The 20,884-nt window shown below is 62.1% G+C and carries 15 protein-coding genes and 2 pseudogenes; 8 read left to right on the top strand and 9 right to left on the bottom strand.

The window, feature by feature from the left end; genetic code table 11:
- Window positions 1–6: 6 nt before the first annotated feature.
- The 3 genes from ppsA to polX form a co-directional block, all read right to left on the bottom strand.
- Complete coding sequence (ppsA, locus tag CupriaWKF_RS31865) at window positions 7–2,403, bottom strand: phosphoenolpyruvate synthase (RefSeq protein WP_276104142.1); 2,397 nt, start codon at window positions 2,401–2,403, stop codon at window positions 7–9.
- 344 nt (window positions 2,404–2,747) lie between these two features.
- Window positions 2,748–2,978 carry a hemerythrin domain-containing protein gene (locus CupriaWKF_RS31860; RefSeq protein WP_276104140.1) on the bottom strand — a complete coding sequence of 77 codons (231 nt, stop codon included), beginning with the start codon at window positions 2,976–2,978 and terminating at the stop codon, window positions 2,748–2,750.
- Window positions 2,979–3,255: 277 nt separating this feature from the next.
- Entirely contained in the window at window positions 3,256–4,995 is a 1,740-nt protein-coding gene (gene polX, locus CupriaWKF_RS31855; RefSeq protein ID WP_276104051.1) for a DNA polymerase/3'-5' exonuclease PolX, read from the bottom strand.
- Window positions 4,996–5,021: 26 nt separating this feature from the next.
- On the opposite strand from polX, the pseudogene CupriaWKF_RS34440 reads away from it, so the two are divergent.
- Together CupriaWKF_RS34440 and CupriaWKF_RS31845 are read left to right on the top strand one after the other, a co-directional pair.
- Window positions 5,022–5,624, top strand: a pseudogene (locus tag CupriaWKF_RS34440) (hypothetical protein); the annotation flags it as partial.
- A 139-nt stretch (window positions 5,625–5,763) separates the two neighbouring features.
- The gene (locus CupriaWKF_RS31845; protein ID WP_276104050.1) at window positions 5,764–7,062 is read left to right on the top strand and encodes an erythromycin esterase family protein; all 1,299 of its coding nucleotides are present in this window, start codon (window positions 5,764–5,766) and stop codon (window positions 7,060–7,062) included.
- Window positions 7,063–7,118: 56 nt separating this feature from the next.
- Here CupriaWKF_RS31845 and CupriaWKF_RS31840 read toward each other — a convergent pair.
- A pseudogene (locus CupriaWKF_RS31840) lies at window positions 7,119–7,339 on the bottom strand (IS630 family transposase); the annotation flags it as partial.
- Between the two features lie 60 nt (window positions 7,340–7,399).
- Between CupriaWKF_RS31840 and CupriaWKF_RS31835 the strand changes: the two are divergent.
- The 3 genes from CupriaWKF_RS31835 (at window position 7,400) to CupriaWKF_RS31825 (ending at window position 10,885) form a co-directional block, all read left to right on the top strand.
- Complete coding sequence (locus CupriaWKF_RS31835; RefSeq protein ID WP_276104049.1) at window positions 7,400–7,696, top strand: hypothetical protein; 297 nt, start codon at window positions 7,400–7,402, stop codon at window positions 7,694–7,696.
- Between the two features lie 557 nt (window positions 7,697–8,253).
- Window positions 8,254–9,459 carry an 8-amino-7-oxononanoate synthase gene (locus tag CupriaWKF_RS31830; RefSeq protein WP_276104048.1) on the top strand — a complete coding sequence of 402 codons (1,206 nt, stop codon included), beginning with the start codon at window positions 8,254–8,256 and terminating at the stop codon, window positions 9,457–9,459.
- Window positions 9,460–9,544: 85 nt separating this feature from the next.
- Entirely contained in the window at window positions 9,545–10,885 is a 1,341-nt protein-coding gene (locus CupriaWKF_RS31825; protein ID WP_346348648.1) for a cytochrome P450, read from the top strand.
- A gap of 350 nt (window positions 10,886–11,235) precedes the next feature.
- Here the strand turns inward: CupriaWKF_RS31825 and CupriaWKF_RS31820 are convergent, their stop codons facing one another.
- From CupriaWKF_RS31820 to CupriaWKF_RS31810, 3 genes are all read right to left on the bottom strand, one after another.
- Entirely contained in the window at window positions 11,236–12,627 is a 1,392-nt protein-coding gene (locus tag CupriaWKF_RS31820) for a HipA domain-containing protein (RefSeq protein ID WP_276104047.1), read from the bottom strand.
- 9 nt (window positions 12,628–12,636) lie between these two features.
- A complete protein-coding gene (locus CupriaWKF_RS31815) occupies window positions 12,637–12,978 on the bottom strand; it encodes a helix-turn-helix domain-containing protein (protein ID WP_276104046.1) in 342 nt (113 codons plus the stop codon).
- A gap of 694 nt (window positions 12,979–13,672) precedes the next feature.
- Window positions 13,673–14,191 (bottom strand): response regulator, encoded by a 519-nt coding sequence (locus CupriaWKF_RS31810; protein WP_276104044.1) that lies wholly within the window; start codon window positions 14,189–14,191, stop codon window positions 13,673–13,675.
- Between CupriaWKF_RS31810 and CupriaWKF_RS31805 the strand changes: the two genes are divergently transcribed.
- Entirely contained in the window at window positions 14,190–15,308 is a 1,119-nt protein-coding gene (locus CupriaWKF_RS31805; protein ID WP_276104043.1) for a sensor histidine kinase, read from the top strand. The two genes, CupriaWKF_RS31810 and CupriaWKF_RS31805, sit on opposite strands and share 2 nt — an antisense overlap.
- A gap of 414 nt (window positions 15,309–15,722) precedes the next feature.
- Here CupriaWKF_RS31805 and CupriaWKF_RS31800 read toward each other — a convergent pair whose 3' ends face one another.
- Window positions 15,723–16,631: a LysR family transcriptional regulator gene (locus CupriaWKF_RS31800; RefSeq protein WP_276104137.1), complete on the bottom strand. Its 909-nt coding sequence runs from the start codon at window positions 16,629–16,631 to the stop codon at window positions 15,723–15,725.
- A gap of 113 nt (window positions 16,632–16,744) precedes the next feature.
- Between CupriaWKF_RS31800 and CupriaWKF_RS31795 the strand changes: the two genes are divergently transcribed.
- A complete protein-coding gene (locus tag CupriaWKF_RS31795) occupies window positions 16,745–17,734 on the top strand; it encodes an SLAC1 anion channel family protein (RefSeq protein WP_276104042.1) in 990 nt (329 codons plus the stop codon).
- 432 nt (window positions 17,735–18,166) lie between these two features.
- On the opposite strand, the gene CupriaWKF_RS31790 is transcribed toward CupriaWKF_RS31795, so the two are convergent.
- Entirely contained in the window at window positions 18,167–19,267 is a 1,101-nt protein-coding gene (locus tag CupriaWKF_RS31790) for an AraC family transcriptional regulator (RefSeq protein ID WP_276104041.1), read from the bottom strand.
- A gap of 56 nt (window positions 19,268–19,323) precedes the next feature.
- Here CupriaWKF_RS31790 and CupriaWKF_RS31785 point away from each other — a divergent pair, with 56 nt between their 5' ends.
- Window positions 19,324–20,883, top strand: a complete 1,560-nt coding sequence (locus CupriaWKF_RS31785) for a long-chain-fatty-acid--CoA ligase (protein ID WP_276104040.1) — start codon at window positions 19,324–19,326, stop codon at window positions 20,881–20,883.
- The last annotated feature ends 1 nt before the right edge of the window (window position 20,884 follow it).

The raw sequence follows: 20,884 nt of genomic DNA, 5'->3' as shown, positions 1-20,884 counted from the left end.
TCCTTCTCAAGCCACCCTCGTGGCAGATTCGGCGGCAGCAACTGCGCGCTTGACCGCTATGAAGCTGTCGGGGGTCACGGAAATGGAATCGATTCCGCATTCCACCAGGAACCCCGCGAACCCGGGGTGGTCGCTCGGAGCTTGTCCGCACAAGCCCACGTGGGCGCCAGCCACATGCGCCTCTGCAATGACGGTCTGAATCATCCATTTGACTGCCTCGTCCTGTTCGTCAAACAGTCCGGCAAGCTCGGCCGAGTCGCGGTCCACGCCGAGCGTCAGCTGCGTCAGGTCGTTGCTGCCAATGGAGAAGCCGTCGAAGCGTTTGGCAAAGGCTTTCGCCAGGATGACGTTGGATGGAATCTCGCACATCACGTAGACCTGAAGACCCTCCTTGTGACGTACGACGCCGTTTTCCGCCATGACTCCGAGCACCAGATCGGCTTCTTTCGCAGATCGGCAGAAAGGAATCATGACAATAACATTGCTGAAGCCCATTTGCTTGCGCAGGCGGGCGATCGCCTGACATTCCAAGGCAAAGCCATCCCGATAGCCCGGTGAGTAGTAGCGTGACGCGCCGCGGAATCCAAGCATGGGATTCTCCTCCTTCGGTTCGAACTCCGCTCCACCAATGAGACGGGCATATTCGTTGGTTTTGAAGTCGCTCATGCGGACGATCACAGGGCGCGGATACTGAACCGCGGCAATTCTCCCCAGTCCACGCGCGAGCCGGTCCACGAAATACTCTGTCTTGCTTTCGTAGGCGGCCGTCAACTCGGCTATGGTTCGCTTCGCAGCTTCGTCCTTGAGTGTGTCATAGCGGACCAGCGCCATCGGGTGGATTCTGATATGGTTACTGACGACAAACTCCATCCGTGCCAGCCCGATACCATCGGCGGGCATTCGCCACCAGCGAAATGCCGCCGCCGGATTCGCCAGATTTAGCATGACCTTGGTCCGGGTCGCCGGGATACCGCCAAAATCGATCTCCTCCACCTCGTAGTCAGCGATCCCCTCGTAGACGAAACCCTCCCGACCTTCCGCGCAGGATACCGTCACTTCCTGTTTCTCATGCAGCAGGCCGGTCGCATTGCCGGTCCCGACGATGGCGGGAAGCCCAAGTTCCCGGCTGACTATCGCCGCGTGCGAAGTTCTTCCGCCCTGGTCAGTGATAATCGCGGCCGCACGCCGCATTACCGGCACCCAGTCGGGGTCCGTTGTTCGGGTCACGAGAATGGCACCATCGACAAAGCGCGTCATCTCCTGCGGATTCGCGATGATACAGACGGGGCCGCTTGCGATGGCGTCGCCAATGCTTGCGCCCGCAACGAGTTGTTGGCCGGCTTTCTTGATGCGATAGGTCTTGACCGCGCTGCCTTCTCGTCGAGACAGGACCGTTTCCGGGCGGGCCTGTACGACGAACATTTCTCCTAATTCACCGTCTTTCGCCCATTCGATGTCCATAGGCTGGCCGTAGTGGTCAGCAATCGCGCAGGCCCAGCGCGACAACGTGAGGATTTCCTCGTCGCTCAGCACGAAGGTGGCGCGCTCCGTCGTTGTCGTGGGTACATTTTTTGTCGGGCAGGCGACATCGCTTGTGTAGATCAGCTTCCTGGCCTTTTCGCCCAGCTTCTTCCCGACGATCGGCGTGACAGACGAATCTGACAGCAGCGGCTTGAACACTTCGTACTCATCAGGATCGACGGCCCCTTGGACGACGTTCTCGCCCAGCCCCCATGCTGCGTTGATGAGGACCACTTTTTCGAAGCCCGTTTCCGTATCGATGGAGAACATCACGCCGGCACCGCTCAGGTCAGCTCGCACCATGCGTTGCACACCAACGGACAATCCCAACTGGAGGTGATCGATTCCCTTCGCCTGACGGTAGCTGATTGCCCGATCGGTAAAAAGGGACGCGTAGCAACGGCGGCAAGCGTCAAGCAATGGACGCTCTCCCCTGATATTGAGGTAGGTCTCCAGCTGTCCGGCAAAGCTCGCCTCCGGCAAATCCTCTGCTGTCGCGCTTGAACGCACCGCGACGTCCACGTTGGGCTGGCCGGTCCGCTCGTTCAGGGCGGCATAAGCCTGCCCAATTGCCTGCACGGCATCCCGAGGCCACTCGCCAGCGAGGATCGCGCAGCGAATCGCCTCTCCCGCATCAGTTAAGGAGCGCTTTCCGTCAGCTAGCTCCGCAAGCGTTGAGGAAAGTACTTGCCGCAATCCATTTGCTTCGAGAAAACGCCAGTATGCTTCGACCGGAACGGCGAAGCCGGGTGGCACCCGGACGCCCTCGGTAGCCAGGCTGGCCATCAGTTCTCCCAGCGATGCGTTCTTGCCGCCCACGCGCGGGATGTCCGTGCGCCGAAGCTCCTCAAACCAGACTACCTGCGCAGTGCTATTAGACATGTGCGCCAGTACCTCGCTACGCTCTGAAAGTTCGGACCGCATATCGTTCATATCGCCTTCCTGTCTCGCTCCAGAAACTGTTTCCCATTGCCGTCTTTTCTCCTCTGCCTGGACCAAGGTACACCGCTACGGTGCCGCACCCCGATCAGCGCCGATGTGGCGGTGCGGCACCGGTATCACCGCCTCATGGCGGTGCCATGCCCAGCGCTGTTGCCTGCGGATTCGCGGTGGACAGCCGGCGCATAGTTTTAAATTAGGCGTCCAGGCGCGCGCAGCCTTGGGCTGGATCAAAGGAACTCTTAGTCCTTGCCGCCGGCACGACAGCACACGAGCTACCACGGCGGCTACCGGTCCAGGGCGTCGTCGCCCAGCGCATGGGAGAACTCGTCTTCCTGCGCACAATGCATCCGCAGCACCTCCTCCAGCCCGTAGTGCAGCCGCGGATACTCCCAAACGCCCGCCTCGTCCGGACCGTCGGGAGGAGCGTCGCGCGTCATGCGCTGCAGCATCCGGACCAGCCGGAAGATCTCGCGATGCATGCCGCTCATGGCCGCGAGCGGCTCGTCCCCGCCCAGCAGGCGCGCAAGCCGGGATAGGGCCCTGGCGATGGAGGCCGACGGCGCGACAGCAACGGGCAGTGCGCCGACAGTTCACATCAATGCGGCAGCGCGAGCATGCCCCAGCCCGATCAGCGCCAGGCCGGCAAGCAGCATGCCGGCCGCAAGCAACAACAAGCCGTGCTTGCGCATCCAATGCGCCGGCGAGCATGGCCGCTCAACCCTATCCTTCGCTGCCACAGGCGCGGCTGCAGGAGCAGCCTGTCAGCGTGGATCTGAACATTGGCAGCATTTCCTACATGGTCCGCCCGAGCAGGCGGCGCAGTTCCGCCAGCGGCCGAGCGTTGAGCACGTCGGCGGCTTCCAGCCAGCCCCTTCTGGCCTGTGCCAGGCCCAGCGGCAGGTTGTCCAGATCCGAAACACGGTGCGCGTCCGAGGCGATGCTCACCAGCACGCCGTCCTTCCCGGCCATCCGGCAGGCGCTGTCCCACAGGTCGAGCCGGCTCGGCTGGCTGTTGGCTTCGACAAAGCAGCCGCGCTCGGCCAGCGCCTTCATCACGCGCGGCAAGTCGAACCTGCAAGCGTCGCGCTCGCCGAGCAGGCGTCCGGAAGGATGGGCGAGGATGCTGAAATGCGGGTGTTCAATGGCGCGCAGGATTCGCGCCGTCTGCGTGGCCGCTGGCAGGTCGAAGTGGCTATGGATGGCGCCAACTACCAGATCGAGCCTGCCCAGCACCGCGTCTGGAAGATCCAGAGAGCCATCTTCCAGGATGTCGACTTCCACACCCTTCAATACCACCGGCAAGCCACCCGCCGCATTGAGCGCATCGATGCGATCCGCCTGGGCCGCCAGCCGTTCTGCGCCCAGGCCATGGGTGATGCCCATGCGCGGCGAATGGTCCGTGATCGCCAGGTACTGGAAGCCGAGTCGCCCTGCGGCCTGTACCATCTCTTCCAGACTTGCCAGTCCGTCGCTGTCACGGGTATGGACGTGCAGGTCGCCCTTCAGGTCTTCCGCCGTAACAAGCTGGGGCAAGGTGCCTTCGCGCGCGGCCTGCAATTCCCCGGTGTCTTCGCGCAATTCGGGGGGAATCCACGGCAGGCCGACCGCTGCGTAGACCGATGCCTCGTCCTGCCCTGCGAGCTTGCTGCGCCCGCGGAAGACGCCGTACTCGTTCATCTTCAATCCCTGCGACTGCGCAAGCTGGCGCAGGGCCACGTTATGGGCCTTGGAACCTGTTAGGTACACCAGGGCCGCGCCGTAGTCCTCAGGCGGTACCACCCTGAGGTCCACCTGCATACCGTTCGACAACAATAGGCTCGCCCGCGTCACGCCCGCCGAGATCACTGTCTGCGTCATCGGGTAACTGACAAAGGCGCGGATGACGGTACGCGGAGCCGTTGAGGCGGCTACGATATCCAGGTCGCCCACCGTATCCCTGCCGCGCCGGAAACTGCCTGCCACGGCAAGGGCTGTCGTCCTCGCGTTATCGTGCAGGTATCGCAACAGCGGCTCGGCGGTATGCCCGGCGACATCCAGGTTGAAGCGCCGGTTGCGATCCAGATGCGCCTGGATTGCCTGGAGCAGGCGCTGCTCGCTGCGCGGTCCGAATCCGGAAAGTGAACTGATCTGGTGCTCGCGCGCGGCGCGAGCCAAATCATCCATCGACGAGATATGCAGCTCACGCTGCAATGTTTGCACACGTCGCGGCCCCAGTCCGGGCAGTTTGAGCAACGAGGCCGCGTGACCGGGAACCTCTCCGTGCACTTGACTCAGCAATGCGCATGTGCCGGTATCGGCAATCTCGCGAATCTTGCCGGCCAGGTCCTCGCCGATGCCTGGCAAATCAGTAAGGTCGCCGCCATGTGCCAGAAAAGCCCGCAGGTCCTCCCTCAGCCCGCTCACGGTCCGCGCCGCGTTGCGGTAGGCGCGAACCCGGAACGGGTTGGCGCCCGATATATCCAGCAGGTCGGCGATTTCGGTGAAGGTGGCGATCACGGCCTGGCTGAGGACGGGGGCCTGCTCAGAGGCCAAGCCACTTCCGGCGCCTAGCGTGGGCGATGCGGCTCCCATCGCGGCGAGGCCTCGCGACCGGCTGTCGCTTCGCTTCGTGCCAGTGGCATTTCGTGCTTGGGCCGTCACGTTCTCCTCCTGCGCAGGGTCGCTCCGCACCATTCTGGTCGACGGTTGGCCGAGCGGCTTGCGGCAAATCAAGGAGCCCCCGGGCGCAAGGCGTCGCGACAGCTCCTCCGGTGTCTGTTGATGCCGATCAACCCGGGACGCGGGCGCGGCACTATGTTAAACGCAGCAGCGACCTCGCAAGGATCCCGACAATGGCCACGGAAACCGGCGTGAAAACCAGGAATGTCGAGCGCTTTCTTCGCATGGTCTTTGGCGATGTCTCCACCGGCGTGCAGAACGACCTCGAACGCGCCACCGACATGGCCCGGCAGATGATCACCCAGTACGGTATGAGCGAATCGCTCGGCCTGCCCTGCTACGAACGCACGGGCAACAGCCCACTGCGGGGCGCCCCCGCCATGCGGCAGCCGGAATGGGAATACAGCGAGTGCGCGGCGCAGACAATCGACGACGAGATCCGTCTGATCCTGGCCGAGGCTGCCGAACGGACCCGGAACAGCTTGCTGGCGCGGCGTGGGCGGCTCGACGCGCTTGCACAGATGCTGCTTGAAAAGGAAGTAATTGACCGGGCTGCCCTGGATGCGCTGATGAAGACGGAGCCGACGCCGTCGCCACAAGCCAAGTCCGCCTCAAAGCACGAGGCCGCCATCAGGAGCCACCATGCCCTCTCCTCCTCTCACGCCGTTCCTGGCGGTACGGGAAACCGCCCACCGCTTGCAGGGCAACGCGTCAGACTATGCGTCGCTGCTCGACCTGGCCCTTGGCAAGCAGTATGTCCTGCTCGGCGAGGCTACGCACGGCACCGCCGAGTTCTACCGAATGCGCGCCCAGATCACGCAGGCGCTGATTGCCGGCCACGGCTTCGACGCGGTTGCCATCGAGGGCGACTGGCCGGACGCCTGGCGCGTCAATCGCTATGTGCAGGGGGAGGGCGACGACAGCGGTGAGCAGGCGCTCGCCGACTTCGAGCGGTTCCCGTCCTGGATGTGGAGGAACCAGGAATTTCTCTCATTCATAGAATGGCTGCGCGCGCACAACGCGGGCTTGCCGAGGGAACGGCGAACTGGCGTCTATGGCCTGGATCTCTATAGCCTCTATCGCTCCGCGGAAGCCGTGATCGGTTATCTCGAGCGCACCGACCCCGCGCAGGCGGAAGCGGCTCGCCACCACTATGCCGCCCTCGACCATGTGCGCGACCCCGCCGCCTATGGCTATCAGGCCGCTGCGGGATTGCGCGCGCCAGCCCGGGATGGTGCCATCCGGCAACTGCTCCAGTTGCGCAACGACGAAGCTGCCTACATATCCCAAAACGGGCTGGCGGCGATGGATTCCCACTTCTTTGCTGAACAGAACGCCTTGGTGGTGGTCAATGCGGAAGCCTACTACCGGGAGATGTTCGGCCGCCGCGTCAGCACATGGAACCTGCGCGACGCCCACATGGCGCAGACCCTTTACTCGCTTGCGGCGTACCGGCAGCGCCAAGGCGGCAACGGACGTACCGTGGTCTGGGCACACAATTCCCATCTGGGCGATGCCCGTGCCACCGAATCTCGCTTGCGTGGCGAATGGAACCTGGGGCAACTGGTACGCCAGCAAGCCGGCACGCGGGCACTGCTGGTCGGCTTTACCACCTATGCCGGCCACGTCTGCGCAGCCTCGGAGTGGGATGGCGATCCGGAACCCAAGCGCATCGTCCCGGCCCTGCCTGACAGCTGGGAAGCATTGTTTCATGCCACCGGCCTAGACCGCTTCTTCCTGCCGCTGGGACCGGGCGCAAGCGGGCCGCTGTTCGAGGTCTTGCTGGAACGTGCGATCGGCGTACTCTACTTGCCCCGGACCGAACGCGCCAGCCACTATTTCGACGCGTCCATCGCCGGCCAGTTTGATGCCCTGTTCCACCTCGATGAAACGGTCGCGCTCGAACCGCTACAGCCGGCAGAGCCGGTTGCCGCCGACTAGCGCGCCTTCAACCGGGCTGCACCAGGCCGATACGACCACTAGTACCTCCGCACAGGTTATGACGGTATGCCAGAGGTCAGTACTGGGTAGGCTTTGGCCAATTTTTCCCGGACCGTTTCGGTAGAGAACATCCAGTTAATGCGAGCGCCGCTGGCGTTTCGCAGTTGCTCCCAAGCCGCGACTCGGTGATCAGCCGGTCGCGGCAGTCGAAGCGGCGATCCAGGCACTGTCTTCGCAGCACGCCGATTTCGATCTCGACCATGTTGAGCCAACTGGATTTCGAGCTCGACAGCCACCCGCAGCTTTGCATCCTGACCTATCGCCATGTACCCGAGACGTGCGTGCCACGCTGGCAACGGCTTCAGCGGACAGGCGCGAGAAGATCCTGGACGCACTGACCATCAGCATTCAGGAAATGCAGCGCGATGCCGGCCGCTCGTTCGTATCGCGCACGCAGTTGACGTCGACACAGTGCGGTGGCCGCCCGATTGCTGTTTTCCGCGTGGTGCTGGCCAATCCGGATACGACGCATACCATCCTCCAGGACATCCTCGACGAACAGCGCGCGCTGGCGGCGGCCAGCCCATGCATGGCGCCGTTAATGGCGCTGGTGGGGGCGGCGGACGCCGCGTGACGCATTTGCAAGCCCGCGCTTTCGCTCGTAGACGCCGAACCGCACTGGAACGGCAACCCGGTCTACCGGGCCCTGCTCCGCGGCCACTGCGACTTGCGTGAGATCGGTCATCGACGACATTGCTCATAGCCACTTTGAACCCATCGCGCGCTGGCTCCATAGGTTGTTGTGGTTTGAACGCTTGGCGATTAATTGCGCTTTGCTTCGACGATAGGATAGCTGAGGCGCCAATCGACCCGAGAGGCGACTGTACCGCGTGAAGCCAAATTACAGCATCACACATCCATTTGTCGGCTTTGTCGCGTTTTTATCGACGTTCCGCTCTCAACTCGCTTCAGCACCCCCAGTTTGCGGGACATGAGGAGCCTCTACTAACATCCACTCTCCTATTCATGCCAGTGCTCGGGCCCTGCCTAAAACGACCGAGCCGAGGATGCCGAAACAGGAGCTGACGTGGGAAATGCATCCACAAGCGGCCGATATACCCGCATGCTGGCCCGCCGCGATGTGCCGGCTGTTCTACCCCCGGAGCAGCGCGTAGCGCAGGAGTTCGGCAAATGCTGATTGACCAACTGAACCAGGCCGCGGCCGAGCGCGCCGCTGGTGCTTTGACGCGCTACCGCCGCGCCGCACATACCGGATGCGCGCCTCACCAGACGGTTAGCGTCAAGGACAGTCAAGCACGTCCTCTGCTGAGCTTTTGCAGCAACGACTACCTCGGGCTGGCAAACCACCCGGCGGTGATCGCGGCTTTTGCGGAGGGGGCCCATCGCTACGGCGCGGGTAGCGGCGCTTTCCCCGTCGTCAATGCGCGTTCGCTCGCCCACCACCAACTGGAAAGCGAGTTGGCCCGGTGGTTCACTCCGAATATTCCCAACGTGCAGGCGCTCTACTTCTGCACTGGATATATGGCTAATCTGGCCGTGCTGAGCGCGCTGGGCACGGCCGACGCGACGCTGTTTTGCGACAAGCTCGTCCATGCCTCGCTGATCGATGGCGCGCTACTGGCTCGCGCCACGATGAAAAGGTACCCACACTGCGACATCACCGCCCTCGCCAGGCAGCTTGCTGCCTGCAACAGCCCGCTCAAGCTGATCGTGACCGACAGCGTGTTCAGCATGGATGGCGACATGGCACCGCTCGCCGAAATGCAGGCACTGGCCGAGCACCATGACGCCTGGCTCGTGGTGGACGATGCCCACGGCTTTGGCGTGCTGGGGGAGCGAGGCCGCGGTGCCCTGGAGCACCTGGAACTGACCTCCGAGCGCCTGATCTATGTCGGAACGCTGGGCAAGGCAGCGGGCGTGGCGGGAGCGTTTGTCGCTGCGCACAGGACGATTGTGGAGCATCTGGCCAACGAGGCCCGTCCTTACCTCCACAGCGCGGCTGCGCGGCCGGCTATCGTCCATGCGCTCCTGAGCAGCCTGGCGCTGATCGCAGGCCATGAAGGACGCGAGCGCCGCAACCACCTGATGCAATTGATCAGGCAGTTGCGCAACGGCCTTCAAACCCTTCAGGTCCGGCATCCGAATGCCGGCTGGCAACTCGCCGACAGCAGCACACCCATCCAGCCCCTGATCGTTAGCGACAACGAGGCCGCGCTGTCGCTGTCCCAAGCGCTTGAGAACGACGACATCCGCGCCACCGTGCCCAACGGCACGTCGCGCCTGCGCATCACACTGTCGGCGTCGCATACCGCAGCCGACGTGACACGCTTGCTGGACAGCCTGTCCGCCGTCCTAGCCCGGCGGGGAGAAGCGTGAAGAATCTCTCGCCTCATTGCCGACGCTTCCGAACCGAGCCAGACCGAAACCCGACAGTGTCTGGCTGCCAAAGCAAGATCTCACGATGACCAGCATTGCCGATAGCACGACTGTTACCGATCGGGCCACCGCTCTCCCCTCGAAGGCTCTACACCGGTCCTACAGCCAGGCATCGATGGCCGGAGCGTTGATCCCCTGCGACCGCCTGGTCGACGGCGCCTTCCTGCAAAACCCCTACCCCGCTTACCACGCGCTGCGCGCGCTCGGGCCCATCCATTGGAGTGAAGAGTTCTTCGGGGGTGCCTGGCTACTCACCGGGCACGAGGATGTGGAATCCGTGCTGCGCGACCCCCGATATTCGGCGCGGCGCACGGGAGGCTGGGTGATGCGTGGCAGCGAAGGCGAGCGCCAGGAGCTTTGCCCCTTCCAGCGCTTGTTCAGCCGGGCGATGCTGTTCCTGGACGCGCCCGATCATACGAGGCTGCGACAAGTGCTCAATGCCGGCTTCCGTCCGGCTGCCCTGCGCGCGTTCGCCGGCATCATCGAGCAAATGGCGGCCGGGCTGATAGAGCGGCTGGCAGGCGTGGAAGAGTTCGATTTCATGGAGTCGATCGCCAGGCCGCTGCCAGCGATGGTCATCGCGAGGCTGCTCGACATGGACGCCGAGCGCCAGCCGGACTTCCTCGCCTGGTCCGAAGACCTGGCCGCTTTCATCGGCGCACCGGATCCCGACGCAGCGCTGAAACGACGCGCCCAGGTCAGCCTGCTCAAGATGGCGGCAGCCTTTGAAGCGATGCTGGCACGGCGCAAGGCACAGGACACAGATCTCTCGCAGCTGCCACAGCGGGACCTGATCGGGCATCTGCTGTACGCCCAGGCCGAAGGCAAAATCGAGGCCGGCGCGGAACTCCTGGCGCAATGCGCGATGCTGCTGTTTGCCGGTCATGAAACGACGCGCAATCTGCTTGGCAACGGGCTGCACGCACTGCTGAGCCATCCCGAGCAATGGCGGCGCCTGCAGCAGACCCCGGAACTGCTGCCCAATGCCCTGCGCGAGTTGTTGCGCTATGAGAGCCCGGTCCAGTACACGGGACGTCGGGTTGCCACAGATCTGATGCTGCACGGGCGGCAACTGCGGCGCGGCGATCTGGTCGTTGCCCTGATCGGCGCCGCCAATCGCGACCCGGCGCGCTTCCGCAACCCGGACGAGTTGGACATCACGCGGCGCGAAGGCTCCCACCTTTCGTTCGGGCATGGCCCCCATGTCTGCATTGGCGCTGCGCTGACACTGATCGAGGCGGAGATCCTGTTCCGGGCGATTCTGCGCCACTGGCCCGAGCTTTCACTCCTAGACGACGAACCGCACTGGAATGGCAACCCGGTATACCGCGGATTAACCAGACTTCGTGTACGAAAGGGGAGCTAGGCTCGGGCCTGGCCAGACCCCGAAAGATTGAAGCGGCAACCAAGGCCGCTGTTGCAAATCGCTTCTATGCTCCAGCGCCCACGCCTTTCGGGCCTCCCCAGCATTTGCAAGCTCTCGCATCTGATTCATGAGCTGGTAGCCGCCGGGTCGACCGTTGAGGTCTATGCCCTTCGGGACAATGGCCTGATGCACTATTGGCCGTTTCACTTGAATCTGGCTGCGGGCCTGGAAGGCAGCATCATTCGAACCTTGAACCCGAGTGGAACATCACCGCAGGTAATCGCCGGCCGTGGCCGAATCAGAACATCGACCAGCCGACGGCCGTTGACGAGGATCTGCTCGCCGTTTTTCTAGGCTGCCTTGGCTTCCGCGCCGCGACGGATGTCCTTCTCCAGCGCCGGACTCGCAATGTCCGAGAGGCTTCGGACGGCCTGCTCGAGCGTGCGGATCAGATCCTGGGTGGCTCCCAGGCCTTCATAGATGTTCTTCCAGCCCCGCACGGCACCCCATACCCGGCGAATCACGTCGAGCGCCGTAGGTCGGTCCGCCACGAAGGCAGCGAACTCGCTCATCGCATTGTCGAGGGTTGCAAGCTTCCCCTGCTTGCCCACGCTTAGGTGCAGGCGGCGCTCCATGGAGACGGACGCTCGCGGCACGACGTCATACAGCGGGCTCAGGCGCCAGCCCTGCAGCTGCGTGTCGTAGGCAAACGCGTGGTTGCGCAGGTGGTCATCGTCATTGGTCAGAAAGATGTTGAGCACCATGCGGGCAAACAGCTCCTCGTTGTCGACTCTCACGCGCGACGCCACGACCTGCTCGCGAATCGTCCGGGCCAGATCCTTGTAGCCCTTGGCCATCGACTCCATCTCCGGGCATCCCATCAAGGTCAACGCGCTGACCTGCGCAATGCGTCCCTCCGTATAGCCAGGCATGGGCTCGGTGTCGTAGCCGCGCGCCATGGCCGCGAGCGGCTGCCCGGCCGGCGCCCAGTACCGGTCGAACCGACGGATCATCAGCACCGGCTTGCCCCCAACCGCGATCACCTTCACGGGCGGAACGGAAAGCCCAGCGGCCCGCGCGATCTCCAGGGCGCCGGCCTCGAGGACTGCCATGTTGAGCGTGTCGGTCTTGGACGGGAACTTGGCCAGCCACAGGACGCTGTTGGTCTCCCGCACGGAAGCTTTCGGGCGCGCGCCGCCTGCCGACGGCACGCCGCCGAGGTATGGCAGCAGGTTCGCCGGAATGGGCTCGCCGTTCTCGACCGCGTCAGCCACCTGCAAGAGGTATGGCAGATCGATCAGACCCCCGGCCCCCTTGTGCGCGGGGCTCTTGGTGTCCTCCCGCACGTCCAGCGCACCAACCCGGTCGCTGCCGGCCTCTAGCAGGTAGGTGAATTCGTCGAGCGAGTTCGGCACGGCATTGAGCGCGGCCTCGATAACACGGCGGCCCCAGGCATCGGGCGCAGCATCGCGGATCCCCCCAAATTCGTTCACCTCGGGCAGCGGGTACCACACCGTGCCGGGCTCCGCCTGTCGCGCCTGCGCCAAGGTGAGCGCGCGAGGGTCTACCTCGACGGCGTTCGGCCGCTGTAGGTAACGTGTGCCATAGGCGAAGCTGACGGTTTGCCGACTCGCGGACGTCTCGCGACTGAGCAGTCCTGTGGGCACGAAGTGATGCCCTTCCGCCTGATCGGCGATGTGGGCAAATACCGCTACCTTGTTGGGAGCGCGACGAGGGGCCAAGGCTTCTCCTTAGAAATCGAGCTCACGCAGTTCCGCCTTGCTTGCGGAGCGAATGCGCTGTGGCAGCTTACGTGCATGCAAGGCGATCAATGCCGGCACATCGCCTGCCAGGAGCGCCTGCAGGGTGACTTCCGGCGCGAGGGCATGAACATAGCGCAGGATCTGCGTAAGAGTCCGTCCCGGATCACCTTTTTCAATCAGGATCGCCGTTCCCCGAGAGACCCCGGCGCGCGCAGCCACATCCGCCTGGCGTAGCCTCAGGCCTTGGCGTAGTTGGGTGATACGGACACCGAGCTGCTCGGCTTCAGTGACCCGGGAAAGAGGCAGAAGTGGAGATTCGTCCCGCTTCATAATGTCTGTAATCCTGAACTATAAGACGATTTATGTCTATGATTACGAACATTGTAGAGATGATGGAGTTGGAGATCAAGCCCAAGATATGTTCACAAATTTGGACTTTATCCACATTAATGTCCATGATTGAAAACATTTTTGATCGTTTCGATCATTCTGGCTCGCTCGGCTTAACGAATATGCCGCAAAAGGCATAAGCTGCCTCATCGAGTTGGACCCCGAGAAGGCTTCTTGGCCGGCATTTGCCGAGGAAGTCATGCAGGGCGTCGAAGATGACCAGTTGCCTGCGCCGAGGAAGCGCGCCTGTTATCGATGTAGCCCATACAAGATCCCGCCGGCAGGGCGCTGGAGAGCTTCGAGTTCCTGCAACGGGCAACAAGACCCGGGTGGCGCCGGCGACCGTGAGCTGGCTTGGTACCACCTACCCCACAGTTCGGGACGTGTCCGCTGGCGTAGACCGTAGTGTCTGTCACCGTTGCGACAGTAGATGTGTCAACACCCCGAGCGATTTCGGTCAACTCCGCGCCAGCCCTTGCTGGCCAAGCGTTTGCAGGTTGCGAACTGAATTTGTCACCAGCAAGCTTCGGCCAGTGGGCCAGGCTCCTGTCAAGCCCCACCAAGGGCAGAGATCGGCCATGAACGGCCAGTCATTAGCCTGCCGGAAAACGGTCACAGACCGCGGAGCCGATTGTCATGAAGCATCCGTGGCGCTTGGGCCTACGCGGGCCGCTATCGCAGCGAGGACCGCCGGCAGGTCGGCGGGCTTTACAAAATGATGATCGAACCCGGATCTAATTGATGCGGCCTGCTCGGAAGGCGATGTCAGAGCGGTAACCGCCACCAGCAAAGGGGCCGGCGCGGATTGTAGGCGCCGGATCTCCCTTGCCACCGCGTGCCCGTCCAAACCGGGCATCTGAATGTCGAGAACAACAGCGTCCGGCCGCCACGCATAGTATTCCGCGAGGGCGTCCGCGCCGTCTCCTGTTGTCCGGGTTTCGTAACCATGAGCGTCGAAGAACACCTCGTATGCTGCCAACGCATTCGGGTCGTCGTCCGCGATTAGCAGGCGCACGGCGTTTCGGGTAGGCATTAGGTTCTCCAATTTCCTACCATAAGCAATTGATGTACCCGACAAAATCGGGTAGCAATTTTGCTCACCGCAAAAAAATGCGTTATGCGACGCATTTTCCGTCCCCTCGGGAGCAGACATGCGATTAGCCGACTTTATCCTCGACCATATGGATGCCATTCTGTTGCAATGGGAGGCATTTGCGCGCACCTTGTTGCCGGCAGCGGCCGATATGAGATCGCTGGCACTACGGGACCATGCGCAGCAGATCCTGGTGGCCGTGGCAAAGGATCTGTCTACTTCCCAAAGCAGGAAGGAACAATTTGAAAAGTCCATGGGGCACGCGCCCAAACTGGCCGGAGCGCCTGAGACAGCCGCCCAGATGCACGCCCTTCTGCGCGCGCGAAGCGGCTTCGATATCAATCAGATGGTTGCCGAATACCGTGCCCTGCGCGCGAGCGTACTCCGACTGTGGATGGACGAGTGTGCGCCCGACAGTCATCACGAGGATGACATGATCCGTTTCAACGAGGCTATCGATCAGGCAATCGCCGAATCGGTAGACTTTTTCAGCATGCAGGTAGACTTGGCCCGTAATCTGTTCCTCGGAATGTTGGGGCATGACATGCGAAGTCCGCTCCAGACCATCCAGATTACAGCGTCGTATCTGGCAGCACTGAACGCCGGCGAAAACGTGTCGGGAGCCGCGTCACGTTTGATCAGAAGCGGCGCTCGCATGCAGGCGCTGCTGGACGATATGGTTGATTTCAATCGAACCAGGCTCGGTTTCGGTATCAATATCGCGCCGACCGATATCGATCTGGGCCAGTTGTTTGCCGATACGCTGGACCAGTTGCGGGCAGTACATCCGGACCGTCAGATTGAACTGGACGTGGTCGGTGACTGCATGGGTGTCTGGGATGGCCGACGTCTCCAGCAGTTGTTGGGCAATCTGGTACTAAATGCGATCACGTACGGAGCGCCAGACGCGCCGGTATATGTGACAGTGACCGACAAGGGCGCGGAACTCCTACTGGAAGTAAGGAATACCGGCACCCCCATTGAGCGGTCGACCCTTGACGTCATCTTTAATCCACTCCAGCGCGGCCTGAACTATCAAGGCACAAATACCCACAGCAGTCTGGGGCTCGGACTGTATATCGCGCGCGAGATTGCCAAGGCACACGGGGGCAAAATCGATGCGCGATCCGATGCAACGGAAACGGTGTTCTTTGTAAATCTGCCTCGTGGCAAATAGCTCGGTGTGTGGTACGCGCAGATCGCTGCCAGTTAGCGGTACGGCTGTCCGCTTCTGCTGGACGCCATTGGCTGCTTCGGGTCGACTGCTGCCCTACGCGGACCGGTCCAGAAGGAACGCTAGATTGTTGTGCTTGTCGTCGGGCCGCACCCGGCAGTTTCGGGCATTTGGGCCAATGGCGGGCCACTGGCCGAATGCGGCCCGGCTTTAACCATTCATAGAGTCAATCAAGGAAATTCTGTATCGGCACGCGAGCAAAGCTGGACCATGCTTTCTATTGGCAAGCGGAAAGATGAATCGGCCCTGCCGCTTGCAAGGAGTGCAATGTCGGCTTTCTTGAAAGCGGTGCGTGCCCCGGCTCGGCGTGCCCGAAGCGGTGACCTAGATGTCTGGAGGCCTCAAAGCATAAAGCCATTAGACGCCCTGCTCCTCCAGCCGAGCCTTCAATCGCGGCCCGGCGAAATCAAGAAAAGCGCGCAACTTCAGCGGCAGGACCCCCTGTCCAGGGTGAACAAGGCTGACGGGCCATGGTGCCGGCTCGAACGCTTCGAGCGCGGTCCTGACCGCACCGGCATGCATCGCGTCCGTGATCTGGTAGGACAGCACGCGAGTGAGACCGACGCCAGCCACGGCCGCTTCGATTGCGGCTTCTGCAGTGCTGACGACAAGCCGCGAGCGGATCGGCACCTCCACCTCCGCCTTGCCAGCCCCGAAGGTCCACACTTGCCTGGATGCAATCTGTTCCATGGTGATGCATGCATGGCCGGTGAGTTCAAGGGGGGTCGTCGGCGTGCCATGTTCGGCGAAGTAGGCTGGGCTGGCGCAAACCACCCGACGCGTTGTGCCAATCCGCGTCGCGATGAAACTGCTGTCGGGCAGTTCCGCGATCCGCACTGCGACGTCGATTTGCTCTTCAAGGAGATGCATCACGCGGTCGGTCAGCACCATCCGCACATCGATGTCCGGGTAAGTCTTGAGGAATTCCGCGACCACCGGCAACAGATGCAAGCGTCCGAAGACAATGGGCGCAGTCATGACAAGCTCCCCCTTAGGGATCGCGTATTCCCCCGCCGCGGCACGCTCGGCCTCTCCCACTTCTTCCAGAATGCGCCGGCATGCGGCGACATAGGCTTGTCCGGCTTCGGTCAGGGCAAGTTGTCGGGTGGAGCGATGCAAGAGTCGGGTTTTCAGGTGCAACTCCAGGTCTGCGACCTTGCGGCTAACCGTCGCAAGCGGAATCTCCAGCTTGCGGGCGGCCGCAGAAAAACTCCCTGCATCGACCACGGCCACCAGGATCGACATGGATTCGAAACGATCCGTCATGTTCTCATTTTTTGAGAGGATGATTTCCAATCATGCTGGATTATCTTTCTCGTTGGAAGCGCCTACCATTCAGACATCCTCGGCGAATGCGTCGAGCATCTGGAGAATGTGCTGTGTCGACACTTTCGGGTACCCAACCGCAGGCTTTGCAACGAAACGCTTCCCTCGAACATTTACCCGTCAACCTGTTCGCGTCGGTCATGGGCATTGCCGGACTCTCGATTGCATGGCGCCAGGCCAGCCAGGAATTCGGCGTCACTCCGCTGATATCCGCGGCAGCCGGGATGCTTGCCGTTATCGTGTTCCTTGTGCTTAGCGCGAGCTATCTTGTCAAGGCAGTCAAGCATCCAGAAGCGGTCGTCGCCGAGTTTCGGCATCCGGTCGCGGGTAACTTCTTTGGCACGATCACGATTGCTGTCCTGCTGATCTCTTCGGTCGTTGCGCAACTGAGCCAGCCGCTCGCCGAAGCGATCTGGATCGTGGGGACCGTTGCGACGATCGCGCTCAGTTTCACGATTGCAAGCCGGCTGCTGCAGGGCAAGATCGACACCGGACATGCAGTTCCTGCCTGGTTTATTCCGGGGGTCGCCACACTGGATATCGCGGTTGCCGGCGGCACCATGCCAATCCCGTGGGCCCATGAAGTCAACATGTTCGCAATGGCCGTTGGAACGATGATTGCCCTCTTGTTCTTTACGATCATCATGTCGCGAATGATCCATCACGAGCCCCTGCCTGCCGGCATGGTTCCTTCGCTGTTGATCATGATGGCGCCGTTCGAAGTGGGCTTTCTGGCCTACACCAACTTTACGCAGCGCGTCGACACATTCGCCGGGTTGCTGTTCTACTTCGGTCTCTTCCTTTTCCTGACGCTGGCGCCCAAAGTATTTCGCAAGGGCATTCCGTTTGCTTCCGGTTGGTGGGCCATCAGCTTTCCAATGGCCGCCCTCGCGAGTGCCGCGCTGAAATACTCGATGTTCGTCCAGGCCTGGCCTGTGGCTCTGATTGCGATCATCCTCCTCGCCATGCTGAGCATCGCGATCGTGGTTCTCCTCGTCAGAACGCTTCATATGCTTCTGAATGGCAGGTTACTCACCGGTTGAAGCAGCCATTGTCCACCTGTTTCCAGAGCCGGTTGCGAGCCCTCACGAAGATCACGCCCTCACCGTCAAATGACAGTTGCCGGGCCATAAGCGGTCCCCTTCGATCCATCTCCGACGTTCGAGAAAGGTCGTTCTCTCGTTTGGCGCGGGCTTAGCTGAGTCCGGTTGGCGAGCTCCCCGCCCCTCGAAATCGGAGAAACGAAAAAGCTGGGCTGAGCGATGACTGTCCCAATTTTGGCGACACTCATTAGCCCCCGCCTAACCTATGCTTCCGCGCACGCACGGCTGGCGAACCATTATCTTTGATCCGCCGACTACACATATCGTATCAAGTTGTCTTTGCGATAACCGATTGCCCCAATCGCCGGTCATGCATTGGCCCACGTCAGCCGGCAAATGGAAACGCGGATTCCGTATATTCCAGCCTGTTCTTCAGAGGCTGATTTGAGCTTTGCGATACGATCCCGGCGCACTGCCCGTCCAGCCCTTGAAGGCGCGTTGGAACGCAGCACTATCGGCGAATCCCAGCTCCTGCGCCAATTCTGCCAGCGACACCGAACTGGTGTTGAGACGAACAATTGCAATATCTCGCCGCAGTTCGTCCTTCAGTGTTTGAAACGAGGTTCCCTCCAAGGCCAGCCGCCGTTGTAGGGTTGCCGTCGACATGTGCAATGCGCTAGCCGACACCGCGAGGTCTGGCCAGGTCGGCTGTGTACGTTGCAAATATGCGCGTACGCGTGAACTCGCCACGTCGCGGTCGCTTCGCGGGATAACGATATTGGCCTGTGCATCGGCCAAGAATGCGCGAAGCGCAGCTTCGTCCCGTCGCACGGGACTTCGCAGCCATGCTGCTTCGAACCAGAACGCTGTCTGACCCCGTCCGAATTCCAGATGCGCCGGAAAGATCTTGCCGTAGCTGCCGGCGTGAGGGGGGTTATTGAAAACAAAGTCAAAGCGCGCAGCGGGCAAACGGCCACCCGCGAGCCAGGCGATAAGGCGCCAAAAAACGCGGACCAGCATCTCATGCAGGAAGACCGGCTGCTCGCTCAATGGGCGGCTGAAGCGCAAGCCGACGCCGGCGAGCTCGCCTTCGCGGCGCGACTCCAAGACAACATCGTCCTGCAGCAACCAGAAGGTCTGTGACACGCGGCGGATGGCGGAGTCGAGGCTGCTTGCGCCCAACGCGGAACGTGCCATCAGGGCAAAGCTACCCGGCTTTAGCGGCTGCGACAGAAAGCCGAGGCACTCGTCTTCACGCCGCTCTATCAATAGCCGAAAGAGTGTCACGTACTGGGCAGCGGTGATGCGGGCGCCCGCATGATCAAGCAGTTCCGACGGGATCCCGGCGTCCGCCAGGAAACTCTCGATAGGTTCTCCGCGTGCCTGCACACCGGCAAGCATGCCACGCACAAAGGCGACCGGAACGGTAATGGGAGCTTTAAGCGTCACTGTGGGCAGCGTCGTGTATTGAGGTCTTCTGCCATCCAATCGATGCAATGTGCGATTGCTGGCCGGAGCGTGCGTTTCTAACATGAGCCGCACAAACAAAGCAATTGCTCCGCATCGTCGCGGGCAGGACGGAGACAACTATGTACCTTACGCAAGCGTTGCATCGTGCAATGCAGCAAAAGCCCGACCATATTGCCGTGCGGTTCGGTGACCGGCAGCAGACCTTCCGCCAGTTCGCCGATCGTGTGGCGCGCTTGGCTGGGGCGCTGCAAGGACTGGGCATGCAGCACGGCGATCGCGTCGCCATGCTGACCCTGAACTCCGACCGCTATCTTGAGTACCAGATGGGGGTCCCCTGGGGCGGCGGGGTCCTGAATCCATGCAACACGCGCTGGTCCTCTTCGGAGATCCTGTACTCGCTGAACGATTCCGGTTCGACCATCCTGATTGTGGATGAGACCTTCCGCGCGCTCGCCGAGACGATCCGCGGCGACGCGGCCGCGTTGCGTGAAGTGATCTACTGCGGGGATGATGACGTACCGGCTGGCATGCACGGATACGAAGCCTTGCTGGCAAAGGCCCAGCCGGTGGGCGATGCCGTGCGCCGTGATGAGGACCTGGCCGGTATCTTCTACACGGGCGGGACGACGGGCTTCCCCAAGGGCGTCATGCTGAGCCATGGCAATCTCCTTAGCTCCGGCCTGGCTTTGCGTGCAGAAGGGATGGCCACCCCTGGCGGCACATATTTGCATGCCGCGCCGATGTTCCACCTCGCCGACATGGGTCTGGCGATGCCACACTGGATCGAAGGCAACACGCACTCCGTGATCGCGGCGTTCTCACCGGAACTGGTGCTCGATACGCTGGAGCGCGACCGCGTGACACACCTGCTTCTGGTGCCGACCATGATCCAGATGCTGGTCGACCACCCGGCGATGCGGCAACCGCGCGACCTGAGCGCACTCCATACCATCATCTACGGAGCTTCACCGATTTCCGAGGCGGTGCTCGAACGCGCGATGACGGCACTGCCCGGGGTGAGCTTCGTGCAAGCGTACGGGATGACCGAGTTGTCGCCGCTAGCGACCATTGTTCGGCCCTCTTATCACACGCCCGAAGCCCGCGAGCTCGGCAAGTCACGGTCGGCCGGCCGCGCGAGCTATTGCACCGAGGTGCGGATCGTGGACCCCGAGGATCGGGAAGTGCCGCGCGGCACCGTAGGCGAGGTCATCGTGCGTGGCCCGAACGTGATGCAGGGCTACTGGAACAAGCCCGAACAGACAGCGGAAGCGCTACGCAACGGCTGGATGCACACCGGGGACGGCGGCTACATGGACGATGATGGCTTCATCTTCATCGTCGATCGCTTGAAGGACATGATCATCAGCGGCGGCGAAAACGTCTACTCGGCCGAGGTCGAGAACGCCATCGCCATGCACAGCGCGGTGGCTGCCTGCGCCGTCATCGGCATCCCCAACGCAGCGTGGGGCGAAGCCGTCCACGCCGTCGTGGTGCGCAAGCCGGATGCATCCGTGACCGCCGAAGAACTGATTGCCCACTGCAAGACGCTGATTGCCGGCTACAAGTGTCCGCGCAGTGTCCATTTCCGGGACAGCCTGCCATTGTCGGGCGCCGGCAAGATCCTCAAGACGGAGCTGCGCAAGCCCTATTGGGACAGCCAGATTCGCAAAGTCAGCTAAC

Source organism: Cupriavidus sp. WKF15 (assembly GCF_029278605.1).
Taxonomy (GTDB): domain Bacteria; phylum Pseudomonadota; class Gammaproteobacteria; order Burkholderiales; family Burkholderiaceae; genus Cupriavidus.
This window is presented reverse-complemented; position numbering and strand designations above follow the sequence as displayed.